22 protein-coding genes and 2 pseudogenes are annotated in these 24,592 nt (G+C 65.8%); 5 read left to right on the top strand and 19 right to left on the bottom strand.

The window, feature by feature from the left end; translation table 11 throughout:
* Nucleotides 1-115: 115 nt before the first annotated feature.
* Both fdhD and MB901379_RS07835 read right to left on the bottom strand, forming a co-directional pair.
* Nucleotides 116-937 carry a formate dehydrogenase accessory sulfurtransferase FdhD gene (gene fdhD, locus MB901379_RS07840; RefSeq protein WP_158016098.1) on the bottom strand — a complete coding sequence of 274 codons (822 nt, stop codon included), beginning with the start codon at nt 935-937 and terminating at the stop codon, nt 116-118.
* A gap of 134 nt (nt 938-1,071) precedes the next feature.
* A complete protein-coding gene (locus MB901379_RS07835) occupies nt 1,072-2,052 on the bottom strand; it encodes an NAD-dependent epimerase/dehydratase family protein (protein ID WP_158019027.1) in 981 nt (326 codons plus the stop codon).
* 527 nt (nt 2,053-2,579) lie between these two features.
* Here MB901379_RS07835 and MB901379_RS07830 point away from each other — a divergent pair.
* The gene (locus MB901379_RS07830; protein ID WP_158016097.1) at nt 2,580-3,359 is read left to right on the top strand and encodes a GAF and ANTAR domain-containing protein; all 780 of its coding nucleotides are present in this window, start codon (nt 2,580-2,582) and stop codon (nt 3,357-3,359) included.
* Between the two features lie 5 nt (nt 3,360-3,364).
* Here MB901379_RS07830 and MB901379_RS07825 read toward each other — a convergent pair whose 3' ends face one another.
* The 4 genes and pseudogenes from MB901379_RS07825 to rplS form a co-directional block, all read right to left on the bottom strand.
* Nucleotides 3,365-3,670: a DUF2469 domain-containing protein gene (locus tag MB901379_RS07825; RefSeq protein WP_012393608.1), complete on the bottom strand. Its 306-nt coding sequence runs from the start codon at nt 3,668-3,670 to the stop codon at nt 3,365-3,367.
* Nucleotides 3,667-4,520 (bottom strand): annotated as a pseudogene (locus MB901379_RS07820) (ribonuclease HII). The gene MB901379_RS07825 and the pseudogene MB901379_RS07820 overlap by 4 nt, the downstream one beginning before the upstream one ends.
* Before the next feature lie 2 nt (nt 4,521-4,522).
* Nucleotides 4,523-5,386 (bottom strand): signal peptidase I, encoded by an 864-nt coding sequence (lepB, locus tag MB901379_RS07815; RefSeq protein WP_158016095.1) that lies wholly within the window; start codon nt 5,384-5,386, stop codon nt 4,523-4,525.
* 112 nt (nt 5,387-5,498) lie between these two features.
* On the bottom strand, nt 5,499-5,840 hold the full coding sequence (rplS, locus tag MB901379_RS07810) for a 50S ribosomal protein L19 (RefSeq protein WP_158016094.1): 342 nt from the start codon (nt 5,838-5,840) through the stop codon (nt 5,499-5,501).
* Nucleotides 5,841-6,197: 357 nt separating this feature from the next.
* Between rplS and MB901379_RS07805 the strand changes: the two genes are divergently transcribed.
* Nucleotides 6,198-7,145 carry a serine hydrolase gene (locus tag MB901379_RS07805; protein WP_158016093.1) on the top strand — a complete coding sequence of 316 codons (948 nt, stop codon included), beginning with the start codon at nt 6,198-6,200 and terminating at the stop codon, nt 7,143-7,145.
* A gap of 15 nt (nt 7,146-7,160) precedes the next feature.
* On the opposite strand, the gene trmD is transcribed toward MB901379_RS07805, so the two are convergent.
* From trmD to MB901379_RS07780, 5 genes are all read right to left on the bottom strand, one after another.
* Nucleotides 7,161-7,853, bottom strand: coding sequence for a tRNA (guanosine(37)-N1)-methyltransferase TrmD (gene trmD / locus MB901379_RS07800; RefSeq protein WP_158016092.1), 693 nt, complete (start codon nt 7,851-7,853; stop codon nt 7,161-7,163).
* 7 nt (nt 7,854-7,860) lie between these two features.
* On the bottom strand, nt 7,861-8,379 hold the full coding sequence (gene rimM / locus MB901379_RS07795; RefSeq protein WP_158016091.1) for a ribosome maturation factor RimM: 519 nt from the start codon (nt 8,377-8,379) through the stop codon (nt 7,861-7,863).
* A 4-nt stretch (nt 8,380-8,383) separates the two neighbouring features.
* Nucleotides 8,384-8,626 (bottom strand): RNA-binding protein, encoded by a 243-nt coding sequence (locus MB901379_RS07790; RefSeq protein ID WP_003878715.1) that lies wholly within the window; start codon nt 8,624-8,626, stop codon nt 8,384-8,386.
* 8 nt (nt 8,627-8,634) lie between these two features.
* A complete protein-coding gene (gene rpsP / locus MB901379_RS07785) occupies nt 8,635-9,141 on the bottom strand; it encodes a 30S ribosomal protein S16 (RefSeq protein ID WP_158016090.1) in 507 nt (168 codons plus the stop codon).
* Nucleotides 9,142-9,368: 227 nt separating this feature from the next.
* On the bottom strand, nt 9,369-9,788 hold the full coding sequence (locus tag MB901379_RS07780; protein WP_158016089.1) for a nuclear transport factor 2 family protein: 420 nt from the start codon (nt 9,786-9,788) through the stop codon (nt 9,369-9,371).
* A 186-nt stretch (nt 9,789-9,974) separates the two neighbouring features.
* On the opposite strand from MB901379_RS07780, the gene MB901379_RS07775 reads away from it, so the two are divergent.
* Entirely contained in the window at nt 9,975-10,862 is an 888-nt protein-coding gene (locus tag MB901379_RS07775) for a D-alanyl-D-alanine carboxypeptidase family protein (RefSeq protein ID WP_158016088.1), read from the top strand.
* Nucleotides 10,863-10,868: 6 nt separating this feature from the next.
* On the opposite strand, the gene MB901379_RS07770 is transcribed toward MB901379_RS07775, so the two are convergent.
* The 5 genes and pseudogenes from MB901379_RS07770 to ffh all read right to left on the bottom strand — a co-directional run bounded on the left by MB901379_RS07770 (nt 10,869) and on the right by ffh (nt 17,859).
* Nucleotides 10,869-11,471: a TetR/AcrR family transcriptional regulator gene (locus MB901379_RS07770; RefSeq protein WP_158016087.1), complete on the bottom strand. Its 603-nt coding sequence runs from the start codon at nt 11,469-11,471 to the stop codon at nt 10,869-10,871.
* A 1-nt stretch (nt 11,472) separates the two neighbouring features.
* Nucleotides 11,473-13,307, bottom strand: a pseudogene (locus tag MB901379_RS07765) (N-acyl-D-amino-acid deacylase family protein).
* 65 nt (nt 13,308-13,372) lie between these two features.
* On the bottom strand, nt 13,373-15,145 hold the full coding sequence (locus tag MB901379_RS07760) for a serine/threonine-protein kinase (protein WP_158016085.1): 1,773 nt from the start codon (nt 15,143-15,145) through the stop codon (nt 13,373-13,375).
* Between the two features lie 58 nt (nt 15,146-15,203).
* The gene (locus tag MB901379_RS07755; RefSeq protein WP_158016084.1) at nt 15,204-16,283 is read right to left on the bottom strand and encodes a metal-dependent hydrolase family protein; all 1,080 of its coding nucleotides are present in this window, start codon (nt 16,281-16,283) and stop codon (nt 15,204-15,206) included.
* A gap of 7 nt (nt 16,284-16,290) precedes the next feature.
* Nucleotides 16,291-17,859, bottom strand: a complete 1,569-nt coding sequence (ffh, locus tag MB901379_RS07750; RefSeq protein ID WP_158016083.1) for a signal recognition particle protein — start codon at nt 17,857-17,859, stop codon at nt 16,291-16,293.
* Nucleotides 17,860-18,039: 180 nt separating this feature from the next.
* On the opposite strand from ffh, the gene MB901379_RS24500 reads away from it, so the two are divergent.
* Together MB901379_RS24500 and MB901379_RS07740 are read left to right on the top strand one after the other, a co-directional pair.
* The gene (locus tag MB901379_RS24500) at nt 18,040-18,255 is read left to right on the top strand and encodes a hypothetical protein (RefSeq protein ID WP_158016082.1); all 216 of its coding nucleotides are present in this window, start codon (nt 18,040-18,042) and stop codon (nt 18,253-18,255) included.
* Between the two features lie 256 nt (nt 18,256-18,511).
* Complete coding sequence (locus MB901379_RS07740) at nt 18,512-20,239, top strand: DEAD/DEAH box helicase (protein ID WP_158016081.1); 1,728 nt, start codon at nt 18,512-18,514, stop codon at nt 20,237-20,239.
* 7 nt (nt 20,240-20,246) lie between these two features.
* Here MB901379_RS07740 and MB901379_RS07735 read toward each other — a convergent pair whose 3' ends face one another.
* The 3 genes from MB901379_RS07735 to MB901379_RS07725 form a co-directional block, all read right to left on the bottom strand.
* Complete coding sequence (locus MB901379_RS07735; protein ID WP_158016080.1) at nt 20,247-22,685, bottom strand: [protein-PII] uridylyltransferase; 2,439 nt, start codon at nt 22,683-22,685, stop codon at nt 20,247-20,249.
* Nucleotides 22,686-22,778: 93 nt separating this feature from the next.
* A complete protein-coding gene (gene glnB, locus MB901379_RS07730; protein WP_158016079.1) occupies nt 22,779-23,117 on the bottom strand; it encodes a nitrogen regulatory protein P-II in 339 nt (112 codons plus the stop codon).
* Nucleotides 23,114-24,550 carry an ammonium transporter gene (locus tag MB901379_RS07725; protein WP_158016078.1) on the bottom strand — a complete coding sequence of 479 codons (1,437 nt, stop codon included), beginning with the start codon at nt 24,548-24,550 and terminating at the stop codon, nt 23,114-23,116. Before MB901379_RS07725 ends, glnB begins: the two co-directional genes overlap by 4 nt.
* Between the last annotated feature and the right edge of the window lie 42 nt (nt 24,551-24,592).

Below are 24,592 nucleotides of genomic sequence, written 5' to 3'. Positions count from 1 at the left end.
CGCGGGCACCGACACCCGACACCGTGGCCCATCGCGTTGGCGCGCGGAGGACGCCGGTAATCCACAGTCGCGCATTCATTGACAGCAATGCGATGCGAACTCGGCTCCCCGACAGCTAAGTAATGCGATCTGGCCTGGTATAGACGTTCATCGAATCCTCCCGCAGGAACGCTACGAGCGTTATCCCGGACTGCTCGGCCAGCGAAACCGCCAGCGACGACGGCGCCGAGACCGCGGCCAGCACCGGAATCCCGGCCATCAGCGCCTTCTGCGTGATTTCGAACGACACGCGACCGCTGACCAGCAGCGACGCCGCCCCCAGCGGTACCCGATCATGTTCGAGCGCCCAGCCGATCACCTTGTCGACCGCGTTATGTCGGCCAATGTCCTCGCGCACGGCGAGCATGGTGCCATCCACCTCGAACAACGCCGCGGCATGCAGTCCACCGGTGCTGGCAAAAACCTTTTGCGCACCGCGCAATTGCTTGGGCATCTCCCGGAGGGTGGCCACGTTAACGGTGGCCGGATCGTCACCAGGGGAAAACCGGCTGATCAGCCGCACCGCTTCCAGGGAGGCTTTGCCGCACACCCCGCACGATGAGGTGGTGTAGAAATTCCGGGTGACGCCGAGGTCAGGCAACTCGAGGCCGGGTGCCAATCTCGCATCCACCACGTTGTAGGTGTTGACGCCGTCCTCACCGCGTTCTTGGCAGTAGCGAATCGTCTGCACGTCTTCGCGGTGTGCGATCAACCCCTCGGTAAGCAAGAATCCTTGCGCGAGTTCGATATCCGCACCGGGCGTGCGCATGGTCACCGTCACTGGCGCCCCGTTGACGCGGATCTCCAGCGGCTCCTCGACGGCCAGGGTTTCCGGCCGGGTGATCGCTCGACCGGCGGCCACGTGCTTGACGCGCCGGCGCGCCGTTACGTGGCCCACTGCGACTTCTCCCGCATACCCGGTGCCAGGAGGATCCGGCAACCAGTGCGCTTACCGGGGTAGTCGGCTGAGTGCACAAACACGGCCTCAACCTACCCCGAGCGCGTGCTTGCCACGGCAGGGATCGGCCGCCGTCACACCGCTGAGGCCAACGCTGCCAGCGTGTCCGCCGACGAGTGCGTCGGATACCAACCCAAATACCTCTTGGCCTTCGCGGTATCCATCACCACCGATTGCCGCGTGACATGCAGCCATTCGAGCGCCGAGGGAACCAACGGCAAACGAGCAATCGCCGCCGACGCCGTCGCGGCGGCGACGGCCGGAACCCGCACCGGCCGGCACCGCAGCGCGTTGGCGACATCGGTAACCGTCACTACGCCATCACCGGCGATGTTGTAAGCACCGGCTGGAACCGGGGCGGTAGCCATCAGCGCGATCGCGGCAGCCACGTCGTCATGGTGCACCAGCTGCAAAGCAACACCGGGATCCGGCACGATCGGCTTCAACATCGACACCACCCTGCTCAGCGCCCGCATCGGCGCCGACAGCCGCTTGCATGGCATCGTCTCAGCCAACGCAAGCGCCTCGGGGCCGGCAACGATGCAGGGCCGAAGCACAAAAACCTGCAACGACGAGCCTTTGGTGATCTCGGCCAGTTGAGCCTCGCAAGCCGCCTTCTGCTCGGAGTAACAGTGCTCAGGCGAGCCACGCGGCGGCACGTCCTCGGTGAGGGGCACCGGGTTGTCAGAGTGGTAGCCGTATGCGGCGACCGAGGACCCGTAGACCAGGCGGCGCGGTCGCGGCGCACAAACCGTGGCCTCGAACAGATTTCGGCAGCCCCGCACGTTGATTCGTGCGCTCTCGGCACGCGACCCCGCGACCGCGACGGCGAGGTGAATCACCACATCGGCCCGCCTGACCAACGTATCCACGGCACCGCGATCTAAGGGGTCGCCCTGCAGCCAGGTGGTCTTGGTCCACCCGTACAGCGCCGGGTCAAACGGCCGGCGCGCCATTCCGATGATGGTATGCACAACCGGGTCACGCTCCAGTGCCGTCACCGCCGAGATGCCGACCTCTCCGGTCGGTCCGGTAATGGCGACGGTAATACCCACCCGGGTGGTAATTCCCGACAACGACGCCGTCCAAACGCCGGATCAACACGCGGCGGGTGTGCCGCCCCCCAGTATGGCGATCACGTCGGCCCCGTCGTCACCGCCGGCATTGCGTGAGCGCGGGAGACGAATGATGACGTTGATGGCACCGCCGGGATGACGCCTTGATCGCCATGGTTTCGGTCCGTCTGCGGCGGGGGACACCGAAGGCGCGGCAACCCGGTGGACACCCGGGTGCTCCACCCCGCCGTAGTGGCGAGGCACGCAACCCGGCGGCTATCCACCGTCAATGGCCCTCGCCGGTCCGGCGAGGCACATTACAGTGGCTAACAACGCCGACAACCTCGACTTCGGGCTCGTAGGGTGGCCGGCTCACCGTACGTCGCTGCAGCGCATCCTCGGGCACCTGACGACGTCGCTGAACGAATTGAAAGGCGCTGCCGGAGTTTGCGGGCGAAGCGACAACCGATAATCTACGGCTAGCGCATGGGGGGCTGATCGCCCCGACAGCCGAAGTTAGGGAAGACGTGAGCGTTGCATCGAATGCCAACTCCCCCGACTCGTCACCGGGTGGGCCAATCGCCGACCCGGCAACAGTCTTCGCGGCCCTCGCCGAGATCATTTACCAAGGGGCGGAAGCCTCGGAGATGTATGCCGCCATCTGCGTGGCAGCGACCCTGGTAGTTCCCGGCTGCGACCACGCCAGCCTGCTGGTACGCAGCAATGATCGCTACGTCACCGTCGGCGCCAGCGATCGGCTCGCGCAGCGGGTCGATGAGATCGAACGTCGCGCCGGCGACGGCCCGTGCATCGACGCGATCGAGGAGGAAGTACCCCAGATCGAGCCGGACTTGACCGCAGCAACTCAGTGGCCCAAATTCGCGGCCGCTCTGCTCGCCGACACACCTGTGCGCGGCGCCATGGGTTTTAGGCTGCTAGTCGACAAACGCAAAGGCGCCGCGCTCAACCTGTTCAGCGAGGAGCCCAACCGCTTCGACACGGAGTCCGCCGGCAGCGCGGCGGTGCTGGCATCGTTCGCCAGTGTGGCCGTCAACGCCGTCGCTCACGGCGAGGACGCGGCGAGCCTGCGACGTGGACTGATCAGCAACCGCGAAATCGGCAAAGCGGTCGGCATGTTGATGATGATGCAGCAAATGAGCGAGGACCAGGCATTCGATTTGCTGCGGACCCATTCCCAGAGCCTGAATATCAAGCTGGCAGACGTGGCACGCAAGGTCATCGAAAACCGCGGTGAGCTTCCCCCCGACGGCGACGACAAGCTGCGCAACTCGGCCAGCGTCCACTAAAAAGGCTATTCCGGCAACCGCAGTTCGGGTTTCTCCACTTCCTCGATGTTGACGTCTTTAAACGTCACTACCCGTACCTGCTTGACGAACCGCGCCGGCCGATACATGTCCCACACCCAGGCGTCCGCCAGTCGCAGCTCGAAATACACCTCGCCGTCGGCATTGCGTGGCACCATTTCCACGCTGTTGGCCAGGTAGAAGCGTCGCTCCGTTTCTACGACATAGCTGAACTGGCCAACGATGTCCTTGTATTCGCGGTACAGCGAGAGCTCCATCTCGGTTTCGTACTTTTCGAGATCCTCCGCACTCATCTGCTCAGACGTCCTTCTCCCAGCGTATGTGTCCGACTTCCCGCGTCGGGGCCTCGCGAGGCCCCGACGACCACGAGCGCCCGCTTGGTCGCCGGGTGGGAACTCTTGGCACCATCTTTCCTCACCGGTTGCCACCACGCTCTCTCGGAGGGTCGGGTTGACACTCGGGCACCGGCCGGCCGTTGGCCACCGCTGCCACCCGGCGGACATTGATAAAGGAGTAGCGATGTTGGGGGCTAGGACCCAGCCGGGTCAATGCGAGGCTGTGCGCGGGTGTGCTGTAGCCCTTGTGCTCGGCGAAGCCGTATCCCGGGTACTGCGAATCCATCTCGACCATCAACCGGTCCCGACTGACCTTCGCCAGCACGCTGGCCGCCGCGATACACGCGGCCGCCGCATCACCCCCGACCACCGGCAGCGACGGCACGGGCAGCCCAGGCACCCGGAATCCGTCGCTCAACACATACCCGGGCCGCAGTGACAGCCCGGCCACCGCGCGCCGCATCCCTTCGATATTGGCCACGTGCACGCCGCGGCGGTCGACTTCGACCGAGGGGATGAACACCACGTGGTAGGCCAGCGCGTAGCGGCAGATCAACGGGAACAACTTCTCACGAGCTTTTTCCGACAGCTTCTTCGAATCGTCCAGTTCGGCGAAGCTTTGCAGCCGCGCCGGACCAAGCACACAGGCCGCAACTACGAGCGGACCGGCGCACGCACCGCGGCCAACCTCGTCGACTCCGGCCACCGGCCCCAGACCACTACGGTGCAGCGCGGACTCCAGGGTTCGCATCCCCCGCAATCCCCCAGACCTGCGGATCACCGCCCGTGGTGGCCACGTCGTGGCCACGGCTATTGCCCCTGCTGCGGGTTGACCGAGCGCACCACACCCCACCGCGACGGCGGCCAGACGATAAACCTGGCCTTGCCGATGACGTTGGACACCGGCACGGTCCCGGCCGTGGGATCCACGGTGCACAGCATAGGGCAGTGGGCGCGCGAGTCCGCCGAATGGGTGCGATTGTCCCCCATCACCCACAGCCGGCCGGCGGGCACTTTCACGGGCCCGAACTCGGTGCCCAGGCAGGGGTAGACCGACGGGTCGGCCATCATGGTGTGCGGATCGAGGTACGGCTCCTTAAGAGGCTTGCCATCGACGGTCAGGCCGGTATCGGATCGACACTGAACCGTTTGCCCGCCGACCGCGATCACCCGCTTGACCAGATCGTTCTCATCGGGAGGCACAAAACCGATGAACGACAGCGCATTTTGCACCCAGCGCAGCAAGGTGTTGCTCGACCGAATCGACTTGTAACCGACGTTCCACGACGGTGGTCCCTTGAAGACGATGACGTCGCCGGGTTTGGGTGAGGTGAATCGGTAGGTGAGCTTGTCCACCAAAATGCGATCACCGACGCACGTTGAACAACCGTGCAGGGTCGGTTCCATCGACTCCGAGGGAATCAGGTAGGGCCGCGCGACGAACGTCAACATAACGTAGTAGAGGACCACCGCGATGACGGCCAGGGTGGCCAGTTCCCGCAGTGCCGACTTCTTGGCCGGCTTGGACTCGTCCGCTACCGCTTCCGTCGCCTCCGGGGCGGGGTCCGGTTGAGCAGGCTCGGGTGCGGCGTCCGGCCGCGGGGCAGCCGACTGCAACTCCGAATGACTGGCCTGGGGCTCGCGCTCAGTTGGGGAGTCGGGGGTTTCGGTCACGAGATCAGCGTAGTCAGCATGCGTCGTGGTTTATCCGGCCGGCGCGGCTGGCGAGTCGAACCGCACAGCGAGGCACCGAGACCAGCCGAGGCGGCCGCCAGAGCGGCCCCGGTCAGCGCTTTTCCTTGATCTTGGCTTTCTTGCCGCGAAGTTCGCGCAGGTAGTACAGCTTGGCGCGGCGAACGTCGCCACGGGTCACCAGTTCGATGTGGTCGATGTTCGGCGAATGCACCGGAAAGGTGCGTTCGACGCCGACACCATAGCTTTCCTTGCGCACCGTGAATGTCTCGCGGATACCTCCGCCTTGCCGGCGGATCACCACGCCCTTGAACACCTGAATACGTTCCTTGGCGCCCTCGATGACCTTGACGTGCACGTTGATGGTGTCGCCCGGGCTGAAGGCCGGGATGTCGTCGCGCAGCGACGCCTTGTCGACGAAGTCCAGCCTGTTCATGGGAAAGACACTTCCTCCGGGTCGCGGCTGGGCAAAGGCCGGCACGCAGGCGTGCGACGCTCACCAAGCCAATGGGTACGGGCTTCATGGATGCATCCCGCAGCAGGCGGGAGGCACCTAGGCCGCCGACAACCGCTGGAGACAACTGGTCAATTGTGCCAGACGGTGCGCGTGCCGTGAAAATCACAGGAAATCGAGGCGATTCACGCCGGTCAGAATGCGGCCCCGAATGGTACATATGACTGGGGTCAAACCGCGCGAGTCTAACCCGTGGCTCTGCGTCATGCCCGGGGCAGATAGCAGTGCGGCCGCCCACCTGAACGTCTTCGTGGTGCCCGAGGATGCAAAAGGAGAACGATGCGAGCACGGCCGCTGACCATGCTTGTCGCCGCCGCGGCGGCAGCATCGGTGCTGGTCGCAGGCTGCGAGGCAAAGGTACACGCCAAGGCATCCAACACCGCTGGCAGCAACTCATCCCCACAGCAAGCGCAACCGCAACAGCGGCTGGTCGACTTGTTGCTGCGAGCCATCACACCGCCGGGAGCCCCGGCCGCGGTGTTGCCCGACACCGGACTGGGCGGCGTGCCCGAACGAGTCCAGCAGGCGACCGATGAGGCCACCGCCAAGGGTGCTGCCCTTTCGGTTGCCGTTTTCGACCGCTCCACACGTCAGCTGGTCTCCAACGGCAACACTTCGATCATCGCGACCGCGTCGGTATCGAAACTGTTCATCGCCGACGAGTTGCTGCGGCAGGCGTCCCTAGGGAAAACCGAGCTGTCCCCGGAAGACCAACGCATCCTCGACGTCATGTTGCGGTCGTCCGATGACGGCGCCGCGGAACAGTTCTGGGATCAACTGGGCGGCAGCAACCTCATTACCGATGTAGCCACCCGCTATGGACTGACCTCGACCGCGCCACCCAGCGACGGGCGCTGGTGGAACACCATCAGTTCGGCGCCGGACCTGATCCGCTACTACGAAATGCTGCTTGACGGCACGGGCGGCCTACCGTTGGAACGCGCCGCGATCATCGTCAACGACCTGGCCCAGTACACCCCGACCGGAGTTGACGGCTATCCGCAGCGCTTCGGCATCCCCGACGGGTTACCTGCCGAACCGGTTGCGGTCAAGCAGGGCTGGATGTGTTGTATCGGCACCGCCTGGATGCATCTTTCCACCGGCGTGATCGGAGCGGATCGCCGCTACATCATGGTGATCGGATCGCTGCAGTCCTCCGACGAGGTCACCGCGCGGGAAACGATCACCCAGGCCGTCAAAACGATCTTCCCCAACGGCCGCATCTAGCCTCAACGCGCCGCGCTACTCCGGTGGAGCCAAGTCCGGCCGGCGTTCGCGAGTGCGTTGCAGCGAGACATCCCGACGCCACGCCGCGATTCTTGCGTGGTCCCCGGAGAGCAGGATCTCGGGGACGTCTAGACCACGCCAGCTTGGCGGCCGCGTATAGCTTGGCCCCTCCAGCAGCCGACCCAGGCCGGGCGAGAACGAATCGTCTTGATGTGAGGCGGGATTGCCCAAGACCCCGGCCAGCAGCCGCACCACGGCTTCGATCATCACCACCGCCGCGGCCTCCCCGCCGGGTAGCACGTAGTCGCCGATCGAGACCTCCTCGACCCGCATCCTGCGCGCGGCATCCGCCATCACCCGCTGATCGATGCCCTCGTAGCGACCACACGCAAACACCAGGTGCCCCTCGGCGCTCCAGCGTTGCGCAGTGGCCTGGGTGAACAACGCCCCAGCCGGCGTGGGAACAACCAAAAGTGACTCGCCCGAACAGATTTCGTCGAGTGCCTCACCCCAAACCGGCGCCTTCATCACCATCCCCGGACCGCCACCATAGGGCGCGTCATCGACCGAGTGGTGCACGTCGTACGTCCAGTGCCGCAGGTCATGCACCCGCAGGTCGACTACACCGGACGCAATCGCCTTGCCCGGCAAGGATTGTTGCAATGGGTCCAGGCAGGCAGGGAAAATCGTCACGACGTCGATCTTCATATCCGCCCTAACTCAGATCCAGCAGACCGTCGGGTGGGTCGATCTCGACGACTCCCTCGTCCAGCGATACCGAAGTGACGATCGCGGTGACAAACGGCACCAGCACCTCCCCGGCGTCGCGGGTGACGGCCAACAGCTCGCCACCGGCGGTGTGCAACACCTCGGCAACCACACCAACCCCGACACCCGTTGTGGTTCGAACCGCAAGGCCCTGCAGCTGGTGGTCGTAGTAGGTGTCCGGCTCGTCGATCGGCGGCAGGTCATCGGAGTCGATGACGAACAAGGCGCCGCGCAGCAAGTCGGCAGCGTCGCGGTCGGTCACTCCGGCCAATCGGACCAGCAGCCGTGCCCCGTGGTCGCGCACGCTGTCGATCACATAGCTGCCCTCTTGACCGTGGCGAGATTGCCTCAGACGCAATGTGTTCCCCGGCGCGAACCGGACATCGGGATCGTCGGTGCGGATCTCGACGACAACCTCACCGGTGATGCCGTGCGCCTTCACCACGCGCCCGACTACCAGCTCCATGGGGCTACTGGTCGGTGTCCACCACGTCGACGCGAATGCCCCGGCCACCGATTCCGGCGACCAGTGTGCGCAATGCCGTCGCGGTGCGCCCCCCACGACCGATCACCTTGCCCAGATCGTCCGGGTGCACGTGCACTTCCACGGTGCGTCCTCGGCGACTGGTCACCATGTCCACCCGAACATCGTCGGGGTTGTCCACGATTCCGCGGACCAGATGCTCGACAGCGTCAACCACGACCGTGCTCATCGCGCCGATCAGCTTTCGGTCGACTCGGACTGCTCGGCAGTCTCGGCCGGCGGCTCGGTCGACTCGGTCTGCTCGGCGGCCGCGTCAGCTTCAGCTGCGGCGTCGCTGGCCTTCGCGGTCTTCTTGGGCGCCGACTTCTTCTTCGGCTTGGTGGCCTCAGTGGTGGGACCACCTTCGGCGGCAGCCAGCGCGGCGTTGAACAACTCAAGCTTGCTGGGCTTGGGTGGGGCGACCTTCAATCGGCCCTCCGCGCCGGGCAGGCCCTTGAACTTCTGCCAGTCACCGGTGATCTTGAGCAGCTTGAGGACGGGTTCGGTGGGCTGAGCGCCCACCGAGAGCCAATACTGGGCGCGCTCGGAGTTGATCTCGATGAGGCTCGGCTCTTCCTTGGGGTGGTAGCGGCCGATGACCTCGATGGAGCGGCCGTCGCGGCGGGTGCGCGCGTCGGCGACCGCAATGCGGTACTGGGGGTTGCGGATCTTGCCAAGCCGAGTGAGCTTGATTTTCACAGCCATGGTTACGCGATTTCTCCTGTGTGTGACACGCTGCAATTCAGCGACCCGGGCGGGATGCCAGGATCCGGTTTTGCCTCGCGTGTTGACCGCCGGGCAGCGACCCCGAACTGAACGCGTATGTCGCGCGGCGGACAGCCGCCCATTGTGCCAGAACGAGGTCCCGCGACGAAAATTCGCCGCCAGCGAGAAGCGTCCCGCGTTCCGGGGGCGGCGGTTTGCCGTTCGCCTCAGAGCACCTTCTGGAAGGTCTTGGTCTCGACGCGGCGAGTCATCCGCCAGCCGTCGGGGGTGCGCACGAACTCGTCGTCGTACCACAGCCCGCAGAACAACACCCGCTCCTGGTCTGCGCCGAGCACCATCGGGTTGAAGCAAATTACCCGCGATGAAGCGATATCGCCGTGGATGCGGACCGAGAAGTTGCCGAGCATGTGCGCGTAGACCGGGAAATTCGGTAGCACCTGCGCCAGCCACTTCTTGACTTCGGGATAGCGGCCGTCGATGCCGCCGAGGGCGCGGTAGTCGATGTAGGCGTCCGGGGTGAACACTGTGTCCAGGTCGTCGAATCGGCGTAGGTCAATCGCCGTCGAATAGTCCACCAATAGTTGCTGGATCTCCAACCGGTCGGAGATTTCGGCCAGGCTCAACATCCTTCGATTCAACACCGCCCCGGTCCGCCGAGCTAACCGACATGACCCCCGATGGCCCAGATCCCCCAGATATAGACCAGGGCCACGCTTCTCGGCGTGTCGTGTACTTCGGGTTATGTGTCGCGGCGCCGGTGGCCCATGGGCGTTACCTGCGTCGGCAATCCCTGGAAGTTACACTCAGGGCCCATGCGAAAGCTCATCGCCGCGGTCGCGGCCGCAGCTCTGCTCACCGGCGGCACCATCAGCGCGGGCGCGGCATCGGCCGACACCGGCGTCCAGCCGATCGGTTCGGTCCCGATTCCCGACGGCCCGGCACAAACCTGGATTGTGGCCGATCTCGACAGCGGTCAGGTACTGGCCGGACGTGACCAGCATGTCGCCCACCCACCGGCCAGCACCATCAAGGTGCTGTTATCGCTGGTGGTGCTGGACGAGTTGGACCTGAACTCGACCGTGGTGGCAGACGTCGCCGACACCCAGGTTGAATGCAACTGCGTCGGGGTCAAACCGGGCCGCAGCTATACCGCACGACAGCTGCTCGACGGCCTGCTGCTGGTTTCGGGTAACGATGCCGCCAACACCCTGGCGCACATGCTGGGTGGCCAGGACGTGGCCGTGGCCAAGATGAACGCCAAAGCCGCGGCGCTGGGTGCCGGCAACACCCACGCGGTGACCCCGTCCGGTCTGGACGGTCCCGGCGGCTCGGGCTCGTCGACCGCCCATGACCTGGCGGTCATCTTCCGGGCAGCCATGGCCAACCCGGTGTTTGCCCACATCACCGCCGAACCGTCGGCAATGTTCCCCAGCGGCCCCGCTGAGGGTGACGAGCAACCGATCCTCAATCAGGATGAGCTGTTGGCGCGCTATCCGGGAGCAATCGGCGGCAAGACCGGGTACACCAACGCCGCCCGCAAGACGTTCGTGGGTGCCGCGGCCCGCAACGGGCGCCGGCTGGTGATCGCGATGATGTACGGGCTGGTCAAAGAGGGCGGACCGACGTATTGGGATCAGGCCGCCGGCCTGTTCGACTGGGGTTTTGCCCTCAACCCGCAAGCCAGCATCGGATCCCTGTAACCGCTACTACGCCGGCGCATCTGGCAAAGCCGCCGCGAGCAGCGCCGTGAGCACCGGAATCCGTTGCTCGGCGATGTCCGGCTGCGGCACTACCGCACCCACGATGGCGGCTCCGTCGAACACGTTGGTCAGCAACGCCACGATGACCGGAAACGTTTCCTCCGAAAAGCTCTCCGCGCCGGGCAGCGCCCGGGCGGCGTCGTAGATCTTGGCGCTGTACTGCTCCAGCACGTTGTGCAACGTTTCCTTGAGCTTCGGGTCGGTGCGTGCTGCAATCATGAGCTCGTACAACACGGCGTTGGTCGGTCCGCTGGTGATATCGCGCAGTATTCCCAGCGCCGCTTCCAGCGCCGGCCGGTCGGCCGGTATCTCGGTGACCTGCTTGGCGAAGGTTTCCAGCTGACGACGCAGCACCTCGTATGCGGTGGCCGCCATGAAATCACCCATCGTTTCGAAATGCCGAAACAGGGCCCCTACCGACACTCCCGCGCGTTTGGTGATCACGGCCGCCGAAGCCCGCGCGTACCCGACCTCGACGATGGTGTCGATGCTGGCCTGCAGGAGCCGTGCCACGGTTTCCTCGCGGCGCTGCTGCTGAGTTCTGGCCATCTCAGGCCGACCGGCTCAGGACGTGCTCTTGACGCGCACCCGCCCGCAGGTACCGGCCCGACTTGACCGTCTGCCCGTAGCCGTCGCAAAACTTGCCCGCTCGGAAGACCACGGCGCCACCCACCCCCGTGGCGACCACGGTCTTATCGTTGCGGTTGACCATGCGCCGCAGCCCACCGTAGAAGCCGACCTCCTGCTCGTGATAGCCGTCCACCGATTCGTCCAGGCGAGTCGGGTCGATCACCACAAAATCGGCACGGTCGCCGACCCGCAAGGTGCCGGCGTCGACGCCGAACCACTCGCCCAGTTCGCCGGTCAGCCGATAAATCGCGTGCTGAACGGACAGGAATGGCCGCCCGGCCCGCTCGGCGTCGCGCGTGCGCTTGAGCAGTCGAAGCGGGAAGTTGTAGAAGGCCATGTTGCGCAGATGCGCGCCGGCGTCGGAGAAACCCATATGAATGCTGGGCTCAGCGGCGAGCTTGTTGAGCTGCTTGGGCCGGTGGTTGGCCACGGTGGTTGTCCAACGGACATTGCGCTCACCGTTTTCGACCAGCACATCCAAGAATGCGTCAAGTGGATGGATCCCGCGCTCGTCGGCGATTGCCCCAAAGCTCTTGCCAATCAACGCCTGATCGGGGCACTCGACGATCACCGCATCGTGAAAGTCGCGGTGCCACAGCGATGGGCCGAGCTTGATCCGGTCGAACTCACGCCGAAACCGGCGTCGATAGGACTCGTCGGCCAGTAGTTCGTTGCGCTCCAACTGTTCGCGCAGATGAAGGGCGGCGGTTCCGGCACCGAACTCTTCAAAGACCGGCAGGTCGATGCCGTCGGAGTAGAGCTCGAACGGGACGGGCAGATGCTGGAACCGCACTTGCGAACCCAACAGCTTGTTGAGCACCCGGGTGCCAAAGCCGAACACGTGTACCGCCAGCGGCATCGCCTTGCCGTCGGCGGAAACCAGCATGCTCATCCGAACTCCCTTGCGGCGGTTCAGTATTCGGCTACTGGCCAGGAAGAACAGCAAGGCGGAAGCCGCGTTCTTGACATCGGGTGCACTTTGCAGAATCCGGCCCCGCTTGCGCAACACGTTGATCAGCCGGCGCCGTTCCCGCCACGTCGCAAAGGTGGACGGCAGCGCGCGCGAGCGGAAGCGGTCACCGTCGAGCTTGTCGATCGCCGCATCCATCCCAGACATGCCGAGTACCCCGGCCTCGAGGGCTTCGTCGAGTAGCTGGGCCATGCGGTCCATCTCGGCGTCGGTGGGTCGTACGGCGTCGTCGGTGGCGCGGTCGAGGCCGAGCACCGCGGCGCGCAGATCCGAATGACCAATCAGTGAACTCACATTCGGCCCGAGCGGTAAGCCGTCGATTGCTTCGATGTACTCCGCGGCCGTTTCCCATGTCTTGTTGCTTTCCAACGCGCCCAGAACGAACTCGCGCGGTACCGCCTCGACCCGGCTGAACAGGTCGGCGGCGTCCTCGCAGCTGGCGTAAACCGTCGATAGCGAGCAGTTGCCCAGCAATACCGTGGTGACACCGTGGCGCACCGACTCGCGCAGTCCAGGGTCCAACAACACCTCGGCGTCGTAGTGGGTGTGCACGTCGAGGAAGCCGGGCACGACCCATTTCCCGGCGGCCGCGATCACCTCCGGGCAACCGGTTTCATCCAGCGGGACATCCGCGGGCCCTACCGCCGTGACCACCACACCGTCGCGCACACCCAGGGTTCGGATCTGCGGCTCGCGGCCGGTGCCGTCGAACCACAGTCCATCGCGAATGATCACGTCGTACGTCACAGTTCCTCCAGGTCGTCGGGCGTACGGAAATCTAACATAGATAGCGAGTACTCACAATCTTATATGGGGATGTTGTGCCTCGCGGGACCACCGACGCGGTTGGTCAGCGACCCGGACCGGTCGTCGGTGCGCTCGGTGTGGGCGAGTTTTCCGGCGGGCTTTCCGGCGGCGTTTCCGACGGCGTTTCCGGGGTTGGCGGTGTGGTGGCGGGGTCGGGCACCTTGACCCCGGGTGGCACGTCGCCGACGCGGCTGGCCACCGCCGGGATCCGGATGACGGCTGCCTGTTGGCCGCACTCGTTGCTTTGCACGGTGACCACCATTTCCCCGACCAGGTCGCCGGCGGGTTGCGGACGCAATGACAACACCTGGGTCGTCATCTGGCGGTTCGACGTGCCGTTGGGCCCGATGCAGGCGAACTGCACGGTCTCGGGCCGCGACTGCCACTGGCCCTCACCGAATACCAGGATGATCGGACGAACGGTGGGCTTCGCCCGCGCATGGTCGGTGTCGTCGAGCAGGGTCGCAGCGGCCCGACATTCTGCCGGTGTGCAAGCCGACCGGATAGCCCACCACGTGTTGACGTTCGGCGGCTGCGGACTCGGCGTGTAGTTGTAGGTCTGCTTTGATCGTTGGACCTCGATGCGGTAGGTGCCGTCCAACGGGGCGGGCGCAACGGACGGGGTGCTGGTTGCCGGCGCGCTTGGCGAGCTCGAGGCGCTAGTGACCGGGCCGGCCGCCGATGTGGAGTGCGTCGTTGCGCTCCGCCCTACCAAGATGGCGACCACAAGCGAGCCGACCAGTGCGACCGCGGCCGCTGAAACGAGAAGTACGCGGCGTGACCGACGTTTCCCCGGCTGCCTGGTGGTGGCGGAGAACTTGTCCAGCCGTCGCGCCAACGACGCGGCCGCCGATTGCAACATGGTCCCGCGTCGCGGCGGCGGCGCGGGCGCGAACCTCGGTGCAGCGGGAACTGGTAGCGCTGGCGTCACCGGCCAGCCATAGGCCGGGTAGTCGACGACATCGGTGGGCTGGATGGTAGCCACCCAGGTCGTCTCGACGTCCTGGCCGTCGGGGACCAAGTCACCGGTCGGGATGCCGGCCTGCGCGGTGAAACCCTCGGCGAACTCGCGGCAGCTGGCGTACCTGCCGGCGGGCTCGCTGGCCAGTGCCGTGCAAAACACGTCGTCCAGGCGTGCCAGGTCCGGACGTACATCGCTGAGTTTCGGCGGGCGCGACTGGCCGCTGCCAACCGGTGCCGCGCCGGTCAGCAACTGCCAGGCGGTGGCGGCCAGGGCGTATTGGTCGGCGCGCCCGTCAATATCGGTGCCCCGCAACAGTTCCGGCGCCTGGTAGACCGCCGCGCCACCGAACCCGGCCGCAGCGCGGGTTATTCCGAAGTCTTTCAGCAGGATCCGCGGTTCGCCCTCCCCTGGATTCGTCAGCAGGATATTGGCGGGCGCCACCTCCCGATGGAGCAGTCCACGCTGATGGGCGTAGTCCAGAGCGGCGGCCGCCGCACTGACTATGCCCACTACCTCGGCCACCGGTAGCACCGCCGGAAAACGCTCCTGCATCAGCTGAGCGGCGCTAATGCCGTCAACGTAGTCTTTCGCGATCCACAACCGGCCATTGCACTGGCCATGCTGGTGGACCTCCACGATGTGCGGGTGATAGAGCTGCCCGGCTATCGAGGTTTCCCGCTCGAACCGTTGGCGGAATTCAGCGTCCACGGCCAGCGTCTGCGGAAGAATCTCGAGTGCCTGCCAACCGGGAAAGTTTGGTTGGTGAACCAGGTAGACCTCACCGGACTCGCCCGCGGACAGCCTCCTGACCACGGTGTAACCGGCAAAGGTCGCACCGTTATCCAACGCCACTTCGCGATAGTAACCACGCGGGCAGAAGTGTGCGCGGCCGCCGCCGAACTCCGATTGGCTAGCGACCGGGCCGAAACGGTTCGCCGCGCAGCAGCACCAGGTCGGGATGGCTCAGGAAGCCCGGGCCCTGTCGCGGGTCCTCGGAAAAACACAAGAGGTCAGCCGATGCCCCGTGGTCCAGTCCGGGCCGGCCCAACCAGCGCCGAGCGTCCCAGCATGCCGCGCCCAGCGCCTCGGTAGCGCTCATCCCGACGCTTTTGAGGGCCTCCACCTCGTCGGCGATTCGTCCGTGGCGAATCGTGCTGCCCGCGTCGGTTCCCGCGTATATGGCGATCCCCGCTTCGCGCGCCGCCGCAATGCGCGGATAGGTGTTCGCATAAAGGTCGCGCATATGCGCAGCGTAGGTCGGGTAGCGAACCGCGGAATCGGCGATTCCCGGAAAGTTTTCGACGTTGATCAGCGTGGGGACCAGCGCGGTGCCGTGTTCGAGCATGAGCGCAATGGTGTCGTCGGTCAGGCCGGTGCCGTGCTCGATGCAGTCGATCCCCGCGTTGATCAGGCCGGGCAGCGCATCCTCACCGAAGACATGTGCGGTGACTCGAGCCCCGTGGGCGTGGGCGGCGTCGATCGCGGCCTTCAGCACGTCATCGGACCACAACGGGGCCAGATCGCCGACCTTGCGGTCGATCCAATCACCAACCAGCTTGATCCAGCCGTCACCGCGGCTCGCCTGCTCGGCGACGGCGGCGGGTAGCTGCGATTCATCCTCGAGCTCGTTGGCGAACCCGGGTATGTAGCGCTTGGGTCTGGCCAGGTGTCTACCGGCACGAATGATGCGGGGCAGGTCCGCATGGTCGTCGAGACTGCGGGTGTCGGTCGGGGAGCCGCAATCGCGCAGCAGCAGTGCGCCCGCGTCGCGTTCGGTCTCAGCCTGCGATATTGCTTCGTCGAGTTCGATGGCGCCGTGCTGCCCCAGACCGACGTGACAGTGCGCGTCGACCATCCCGGGCAGGATCCAGCCGCCGGCAAAGACTGTGTCGGCTCCCGCAATCGGCTCGGTGCTGACGCGGCCGTCGACTATCCACAAATCGATCGGGGCCTGGTCGGGCAGTCGCAAACCTCGCACGTGCAGGCGCACGAGGCTGCTACTTCTTGCCCGGGAACTTCAGCTTGGACAGGTCGAAATCGGCCAGCCCGGGCGGCAGCTCGTCGAGGCCCTCGGGCATCTGGGACAGGTCGGGAAAGCCCGCGGGCATGCCCGGCATACCCGGCATGCCGAACGGGCTTTTGACCTTCGGCGGCGTCGGACCGCGTGCCCCCTTCTTGCCTTTCTTGCCGGCCTTTCCTTTTGCGCCCTTGCTCTTTCGGGTCGCAGACTTGCGTCCCATGCCGGGGATACCCATCCCGCCGAGCATCGACGACATCATCTTGCGGGCCTCGAAGAAACGATCGACTAGCTGGTTGACCTCGGACACCGTCACGCCCGAACCGTTGGCGATTCGCAGCCGGCGCGACGCATTGATGATCTTGGGGTCGGCCCGCTCTTCGGGCGTCATGCCACGAATGATGGCCTGCAGCCGGTCGAGGTGTTTGTCGTCGACCTCGGCCAGTGCCTCCTTCATTTGAGCCCCGCCGGGCAGCATGCCCAGCAGGTTGCCGATCGGGCCCATCTTGCGCACCGCCAGCATCTGCTCGAGGAAGTCCTCCAGCGTCAACTCACCGGCGCCGATCTTGGCGGCGGCCTCTTCGGCCTGTTGAGCGTCGAAGACCTGTTCGGCCTGCTCGATGAGGCTCAGCACATCGCCCATACCCAGGATGCGGCTGGCCATCCGATCCGGGTGGAAGACGTCGAACTCCTCGAGCTTCTCCCCGGTAGAAGCGAAAAGGATTGGGACGCCCGTCACTTCACGGACCGACAACGCTGCGCCACCGCGCGCGTCGCCGTCGAGTTTGGTCAACGCCACACCGGTGAAGCCGACCCCCTCGCCAAACGCCTGAGCGGTGGCCACGGCATCCTGACCGATCATCGCGTCCAGCACGAACAGCACTTCATCGGGGCTGATCGCGGCGCGGATGGCCGCCGCCTGGGCCATCAGGTCCTCGTCGATGCCCAACCGTCCGGCGGTGTCGACGATGACGACATCGAAGTGTTTGGTCCTCGCTTCTGCCAGACCCGCCGCCGCGACGGCCACCGGGTCACCGGGGCCGGATTCCGGCGAGGCACCGGGATGGGGCGCAAACACCGGCACTCCGGCACGCTCACCAACGACTTGCAGCTGGTTGACCGCGGCCGGTCGCTGCAGGTCACAGGCCACCAGCAGGGGGGTATGCCCTTGGCCGCGCAGACGCGCAGCCAACTTGCCGGCCAGCGTCGTCTTGCCGGAGCCTTGCAGGCCGGCCAGCATCACCACGGTCGGCGGCGTCTTGGCGAAGACCAGCTCACGCGTCTCGCCGCCGAGAATGCCGATCAGTTCCTCATTGACGATCTTGACGACCTGTTGCGCCGGGTTGAGCGCACCGGATACCTCGACGCCGCGGCCGCGCTCTTTGATCCGATGCACAAAGGCCCGCACCACCGGCAACGAAACATCGGCTTCCAGCAGCGCCAACCGGATCTCGCGGGTGGTTGCCTCGATATCGGCGTCGGTCAGGCGACCCTTGCCGCGCAGCCCCTGTAGGGCACCGGTCAACCGGTCGGACAGCGATTCAAACACGCTCGCCAGCCTAGTGGTTATTGGTGGCGCCGCCGATTGGCGGTCTTGGGGGCCATCCGGGCGGTCGCTGCCAAGCTTGGGGCGCCCGGTAGCCATCGGTTGGCATGGCCCCGGTCAACCGCGAGTCAATGGCGGCACTGCCTGCGGTTGAAAGCCCCCGGGAAAGGCTACTCAACGGCCATGGTGGCGTTCCGAGTTATCGACCCGCGCGGCGCGAGAGTGGCGACGCAGAATTGTGACAGCGCGGAGGCAGCGCACAGCTGGTTCGCCGTCTCGTTGGTGGACCGCTCCGAGCGCGGTTGGCGCATGGAAGTCAACGACGACGGCCGGTGGGCGTTCTTCGATGACACCGGCGGATTCACCGCACCCGCGAGCCGTCCGCGCGCACCACGCTGAAACGCCGACCAGCCCGGGTTGCCGCACCGTTGGGTATTCGGCGCCGACCGGGCCATCACCCGACCGCGGCGCGCCCCCATGTCGCGCATGTGCCGAAAAGTGTTGCCATGCTAGATTTCACACTCGCCACCAAGCCAGGCTGGCTGGTTTTGAGGATTCAAGGTTTTCACTGCACGCGTCAACGGGCCGGTGCGGGGCACGAGCGCGCGCTGCCGCCGCCGGGCGCGGCCTGACAGCTACGGGGGGAGCACGGTCGATGCAGCCGGTGAGCCCCGCCGAGCCCATCGTCGAGGGCAGCCGACCGCTTCGCAGCTGGCAGCGACGGGCACTGGTGAAATACCTGGGTACCCAGCCGCGCGATTTCCTGGCGGTGGCTACCCCCGGATCCGGCAAGACGGCGTTCGCCCTGCGCATCGCGGCCGAACTGCTCTGTCATCGCGCCGTGGAGCAGATCACGGTGGTGGTGCCGACCGAACATCTGAAGATTCAGTGGGCGCAGGCGGCCGGTCGGCATGGCCTTTCATTGGACCCGAAATTCTCCAATTCCAACCCGCAGACGTCGCCGGAATACCACGGGGTGGTGGTGACCTACGCACAGGTGGCCGCACATCCGAGCCTGCATCGGGTGCGCACGGAGCAGCGCAAGACACTGGTGGTCTTCGACGAGATTCACCACGGCGGTGACGCCAAGACCTGGGGCGACGCCATCCGGGACGCGTTCAGTGATGCGTCTCGCCGCCTTGCCCTGACCGGCACCCCATTTCGCAGTGACGACAACCCCATCCCCTTCGTCAGCTACGAGCCCGACGGGGACGGAGTGCTGCGTTCGCAGGCCGATCACACCTACGGCTACGCGCAGGCCCTTGCCGACGGCGTCGTCCGGCCGGTGGTGTTCCTCGCCTACTCGGGACAGGCGCGCTGGCGTGATAGTGCCGGCGAAGAGCACGAGGCGCGCTTGGGCGAGCCGTTGTCGGCCGAACAGACCGCGCGGGCGTGGCGCACCGCGTTGGATCCCGCCGGCGAATGGATGCCCGCGGTGATCGCCGCCGCCGACCGGCGACTGCGTCAACTGCGGGCGCAGGTGCCCGATGCGGGCGGCATGATCATCGCCTCGGACCGCACGGCCGCACGATCCTACGCTGCATTACTGCAGCGGCTGACCTCGGAAACGCCCACGGTCGTGCTGTCCGACGATCCCGGATCGTCGGCCCGAATCAGTGCATTCGCCGACGGCACCAGCCGATGGTTGGTGGCCGTCCGCATGGTCTCCGAGGGCGTTGACGTGCCGCGCTTGTCGGTCGGGATCTACGCCACCAGTGCTTCCACGCCGCTGTTCTTCGCGCAGGCCATCGGCCGGTTCGTACGGTCTCGCCGGGCCGGAGAGACAGCGAGCATTTTCCTGCCGTCAGTGCCCAACCTGTTGCAGCTGGCCAGCGAACTGGAGGCCCAGCGCAACCATGTGCTGGGAAAACCGCACCGGCAATCCGAAGATCCGCTCGATGACGATCCGGCCACCAAGACCCAGACCGAGCCAAGCGAAGTAGACAAGGGCTTCACCTCGCTAGGCGCCGACGCCGAGCTGGATCAGGTCATCTTCGACGGTTCCTCGTTCGGCACCGCTACCCCCGCCGGAAGCGACGAGGAGGCCGACTACCTCGGTATCCCCGGGTTGCTGGATGCCGACCAGATGCGCGCCTTGCTGCATCGGCGCCAAGACGAGCAGCTGCAGAAGCGGGCTCAGCTTCAGACCGGGGACGGCGGTCCGGCGGCCCAGCACGCCACCACTCATGGCCAAATCCGCGAGTTGCGCCGCGAGCTGAACACGCTCGTCGCCATCGCCCATCATCGCACCGGCAAGCCGCATGGCTGGATCCACAACGAACTTCGTCGTCGCTGCGGCGGGCCGCCCATCGCCGCGGCAACCCGCGACCAGCTCAAAGCCCGCATAGACGCCTTACGCCAGCTCAACTCCGAACAGGCGTAGCAGCGTGTCAGTCGCCGACGGGCTCGTCGACTAGCACGTTAGCCTGCGGACCCAAGACGGCTGACAGCTCGCGCTCCACCGCGGCGCGCACCTCCGATTCCTCGGTGTCGGCGGCAACCGTCACACAAAACACGTCGGCCGCGGTCGATCCAAACGTGTTGACCTTGGCCCAAACGATGTTTGCGCCAGCTCGTTCCAGCGCGCGGGTCAGCAATGCCAGCAGCCCCGGCCTATCCACGGCGCGGATTTCGAGGATCAGCTGGTCGGCAGTGGCGGCTTCGAGCCAGAGGATGCGTGGCGGAGCGGTCGAACGCGTGACCGGAACCCCCGCCACCACCTCGCCGGCCCGCTGGGAGGCGTTGCTGGTGGCCTCGCTGTCCCGTTTTTCCACCATGCCCAAGACGTCGATGTCGCCGGCAAGGGCACCAACGAACTGTTGGCGCAATAGGTCGGCGCCGGCCGGGGAACCAAAAAGGGGCGACACCACGAAATCGGTGATTGCGATGCCGTCGTGGCTGTTCACCGACGCCGAGTGGACGCCCAGCGAGTTCAGCGCCAGCACCGCGGCGGCCTTGGAGACCAACCCCGGCTTGTCCGGCGCGGCCATCACCGCCCGGTACATGCGCGCGCTCTCGCCGGGCCCGATCTCCACATGCACACCACGGTCGGCCGCCAGCGAAACATATTGTGGCGCAGTTGGATCCGCCTGCGGCAGCCGCTCACCAGCCATCACCATCCGGCAGCGCGAGACCAAGTTTTGGACCAGGGACGCCTTCCAATCGCTCCATACCCCCGGGCCGGTCGCCTTCGAGTCCGCCTCGGTCAGCGCGTGCAGTACCTCAAGTAACTGGGGGTCCCCGCCTAGGGCCTCGGATACGTCCTCGATGGTCTTGGGGTCGTTCAAGTCGCTTCGGGTCGCCACGATCGGTAGCAGCAGATGGTGACGAACCAATTTGGACAGCAGATCGATGTCGGCCGGCGGAATACCGAGCCGTTGGCCGATCTGCACCACCATCTCGGACCCGAGCACGCTGTGATCAGTTCCCCTGCCCTTGCCGATGTCGTGCAGCAGCGCCCCAAGCGCGAGCAGATCCGGTCGTGACACCCGAGTGGTCAGCGGCGCGGCCTGAACGGTGGTTTCGATCACATGACGGTCCACGGTCCACTTGTGCGCGATATCGCGCGGCGGCAGGTCGCGGATGGCGCCCCACTCCGGCAGCAGCCTGCCCCACAGGCCGGTTCGGTCCAGCGCTTCGATCGTTCCCACGGCGGTGGGTCCGGCGAGCAACACCACCAGCAGGTCATCGAGCACCTCACGCGGCCAAGGTATCGGCACCTCCGGCGCGTTGTCGGCCAGCCGGCGTAGGGTGCCGGCGCCGATGGGCAACCCGCTGTGGGCGGCCGCGGCCGCTACCCGCAGAACCAGGCCAGCGTCCTGTTCGGGCTGGGCGTCGCGGGCGAGCACGATTTCGCTGGCGTACTCGACGACACCGTCGTCGAGGGGGCGCCGTTTCGGTCGTCGCCGCAAGGCGGAGATGCCACGTCGCGGTATCGCGTTGCAAGCGGTGCGCAGCCCGGTTTCGGAGTGATACGCGATGGTGCGACCGGCGCTGGACAGCATGCGCGCCAGGTCGAATCGGTCACCGAATTGCAAAGCCGCGCTGATGTCGTCGGCGTGTTGGGCCAACAGCAGATCACGTCCACGGCCGGACACGCGGTGCAGTTCGGTGCGAACGTTGAGCAGGGTGAGGTAGGCAGCGTCCAGTGAACCTACCGGCATGTCGGGGGCGGCCATGCCGTGGCGATCGATGAGCTGGGCGATCGCCAGCGCATCAAGCAGCTGAACGTCGCGAAGCCCACCGCGACCCGATTTGAGATCGGGTTCGGCGCGGTTGGCGATGCGCCCGCAGCGCAACCAACGATCATGCGTCATCTGGACGAGTTCGCCCATGTGGGAACGAATTCCGCTGCGCCACTGCCGTCGTACGCCGTCAATCAACCCCGCCGAGAGGCCTTCATCGCCAGCGATGTGGCGCGCTTCCAGCATGCCGAGCGCAGCCACGGTATCGGAGCTGGCCACAGCAACGGCATCGGGAACCGTTCGCACGCTGTGGTCGAGGCGAATATTGGCGTCCCACAACGGATACCAGAGCTTGTCCGCAACTTCTGCCAACACCCCGTCAGGCTTGCCGTCGTGCACCAACAGCAGGTCCAAATCCGAATAGGGCAGCAGCTCTCGGCGGCCGAGACCGCCGACCCCAACAATGGCGAAGCCGCTGGTGTCGCTGATCCCGATTTCGGCGGCCTTGTCGACCAGCCAGGACTCGTGCAGATCCAGCCACGCCTGCCGCAGCTCGGCTGGATCGAGCTGACGATGCTCCTCGGACAGCAATTGGCGCCGCGCGGCAGCCAAATCGCTTGCCGCGCGGTCACTCCCTGGTTCCATGACCCCCGATTGAGATGTGCCGGGCGGGTCCGGCGGACCGGCGTTCACGCCCGGCCAGCCCGACCCACTTGGTTCAGCAATGCGCGGCTAGTCTCACAGCGCATCAGACCCGCGTTCACCGGTGCGTACGCGCACGATGGTGTCCACGGGGCTGACCCAGACCTTGCCGTCACCGATCTTGCCGGTACGGGCAGCCCGGACGATGCTGTCAACGACTTTGTCCACGATGGAATCGTCGACGACGACCTCGATCCGAACCTTGGGTACGAAATCAACCGAGTATTCCGCACCTCGGTAGACCTCGGTGTGCCCTTTCTGCCGGCCGTAGCCCTGGATTTCGCTAACCGTCATTCCCAAGACTCCCGCCTCTTCGAGGCTGGTCTTGACGTCGTCGAGGGTGAACGGCTTTACGATCGCTGTGATCAGCTTCATTTCGGTTCCGCCTCCACTTTCTCGCCCACTAGCTCCTCTAGGCCATTACGCGAATCGGCCACCACAGCGCCGGGACGGGGAAGAACCGAACCGCTGGCAACCGCGAAGTCGTAGCCGCTCTCGGCGTGCTCAGCCTCGTCGATGCCCGCAGATTCTTGCTCTGCGCCCAGACGCAACCCGATTGTGTACTTCAGGATAAGGGCCAAGACAAGCGTGATGATTCCAGAGTAGGCCAGAACGCTGCAGGCGCCGACCGCTTGGCGCACCAGCTGGTCGAAACCGCCGCCGTAGAACAAGCCCTTGGAGACGCCCTCGACGCCGTTGATGGCCGGGCTCTCCGGAGCGGCAAGCAGACCCACCAGCAACGTACCGATCAACCCTCCGACCAGGTGCACCCCGACCACGTCAAGCGAATCGTCGAAGCCCAACCGGAATTTCAGTCCGACGGCGAGCGCACACAGCACCCCCGCCGACACGCCGACCGCCAGCGCACCTAAGACATTGACCGACGAGCATGACGGCGTGATGGCCACCAGCCCGGCGACGATGCCCGAAGCCGCACCCAGCGTCGTGGCCTTGCCATCGCGGATTCGCTCGGTGAGTAACCAGCCGAGCATCGCCGCGGCTGTGGCAACGGTGGTGGTAACGAACGTCGTGGCCGCAGTTCCGTTGGAGCTGGTCGCCGATCCGGCGTTGAATCCGTACCAGCCGAACCACAGCAGCCCGGCCCCGAGCATCACGAACGGCAGGTTGTGCGGCCGGAAGAGGGTGGTCGGCCAGCCTTTGCGTTTGCCCAGCACGATCGCCAGAACCAGGCCGGCCACACCGGCGTTGATATGGACAGCGGTACCGCCGGCAAAGTCGATTGCGTGCAGCTTGTTGGCGATCCAGCCGCCATGCTCGGCGACCGAACCGTCGAAGGCGAACACCCAGTGCGCGACCGGGAAATAGACGAATGTCGCCCAGAGTCCGGCGAACAGCAGCCAGGCGCCGAATTTCAACCGGTCGGCGACCGCCCCCGAGATCAGCGCGACCGTAATGATCGCGAACATCAGCTGGAACGCCACGAAGACGGTGGCCGGCAGGGTGCCCACCAGCGGGATATCCGTTGCCGCGGTTCCGGTGCTGGGGTCGGCCGCGGCGCCATTGCCACCGATCAGGCCCTTGAGCCCCCAGTACTGGGAGGGGTTGCCGGCCACGTTGCCCATGTCGTTGCCGAACGCGATCGAGTAGCCGTAGAGCACCCACAGCACCGTCACCACACCCATGGCGCTGATGCTCATCATGATCATGTTGAGCACGCTCTTGGCCCGCACCATGCCGCCGTAGAAGAAGGCCAGGCCCGGCGTCATCAACAGGACGAGCGCTGAACTCGCCAGCATCCAGGCGGTATCGCCGGTATTGGGTACGCCCATGGTCGGAAATTGGTCCACTCGCTATCACCTCCAGTCAGCGTTGGGACGGTCCCAGATTGG

Source organism: Mycobacterium basiliense, from assembly GCF_900292015.1.
GTDB classification, from domain to species: Bacteria; Actinomycetota; Actinomycetes; order Mycobacteriales; family Mycobacteriaceae; genus Mycobacterium; species Mycobacterium basiliense.
Note: the sequence above shows the minus strand (reverse complement) of the source record. Positions and strands in the feature narration are given on the sequence as shown.

Bases quoted from the DNA above. Each gene is read 5' to 3' on its own strand.
- MB901379_RS07825 (WP_012393608.1), bottom strand. From the start codon at position 3,670: ATGAGTGCGGAGGATCTCGAAAAGTACGAAACCGAGATGGAGCTCTCG.
- rplS (WP_158016094.1), bottom strand. From the start codon at position 5,840: ATGAACAGGCTGGACTTCGTCGACAAGGCGTCGCTGCGCGACGACATC.
- MB901379_RS07805 (WP_158016093.1), top strand. From the start codon at position 6,198: ATGCGAGCACGGCCGCTGACCATGCTTGTCGCCGCCGCGGCGGCAGCA.
- trmD (WP_158016092.1), bottom strand. From the start codon at position 7,853: ATGAAGATCGACGTCGTGACGATTTTCCCTGCCTGCCTGGACCCATTG.
- rimM (WP_158016091.1), bottom strand. From the start codon at position 8,379: ATGGAGCTGGTAGTCGGGCGCGTGGTGAAGGCGCACGGCATCACCGGT.
- MB901379_RS07790 (WP_003878715.1), bottom strand. From the start codon at position 8,626: ATGAGCACGGTCGTGGTTGACGCTGTCGAGCATCTGGTCCGCGGAATC.
- rpsP (WP_158016090.1), bottom strand. From the start codon at position 9,141: ATGGCTGTGAAAATCAAGCTCACTCGGCTTGGCAAGATCCGCAACCCC.
- MB901379_RS07780 (WP_158016089.1), bottom strand. From the start codon at position 9,788: ATGTTGAGCCTGGCCGAAATCTCCGACCGGTTGGAGATCCAGCAACTA.
- MB901379_RS07775 (WP_158016088.1), top strand. From the start codon at position 9,975: ATGCGAAAGCTCATCGCCGCGGTCGCGGCCGCAGCTCTGCTCACCGGC.
- MB901379_RS07770 (WP_158016087.1), bottom strand. From the start codon at position 11,471: ATGGCCAGAACTCAGCAGCAGCGCCGCGAGGAAACCGTGGCACGGCTC.
- MB901379_RS24500 (WP_158016082.1), top strand. From the start codon at position 18,040: ATGGTGGCGTTCCGAGTTATCGACCCGCGCGGCGCGAGAGTGGCGACG.
- MB901379_RS07740 (WP_158016081.1), top strand. From the start codon at position 18,512: ATGCAGCCGGTGAGCCCCGCCGAGCCCATCGTCGAGGGCAGCCGACCG.
- MB901379_RS07735 (WP_158016080.1), bottom strand. From the start codon at position 22,685: ATGGAACCAGGGAGTGACCGCGCGGCAAGCGATTTGGCTGCCGCGCGG.
- glnB (WP_158016079.1), bottom strand. From the start codon at position 23,117: ATGAAGCTGATCACAGCGATCGTAAAGCCGTTCACCCTCGACGACGTC.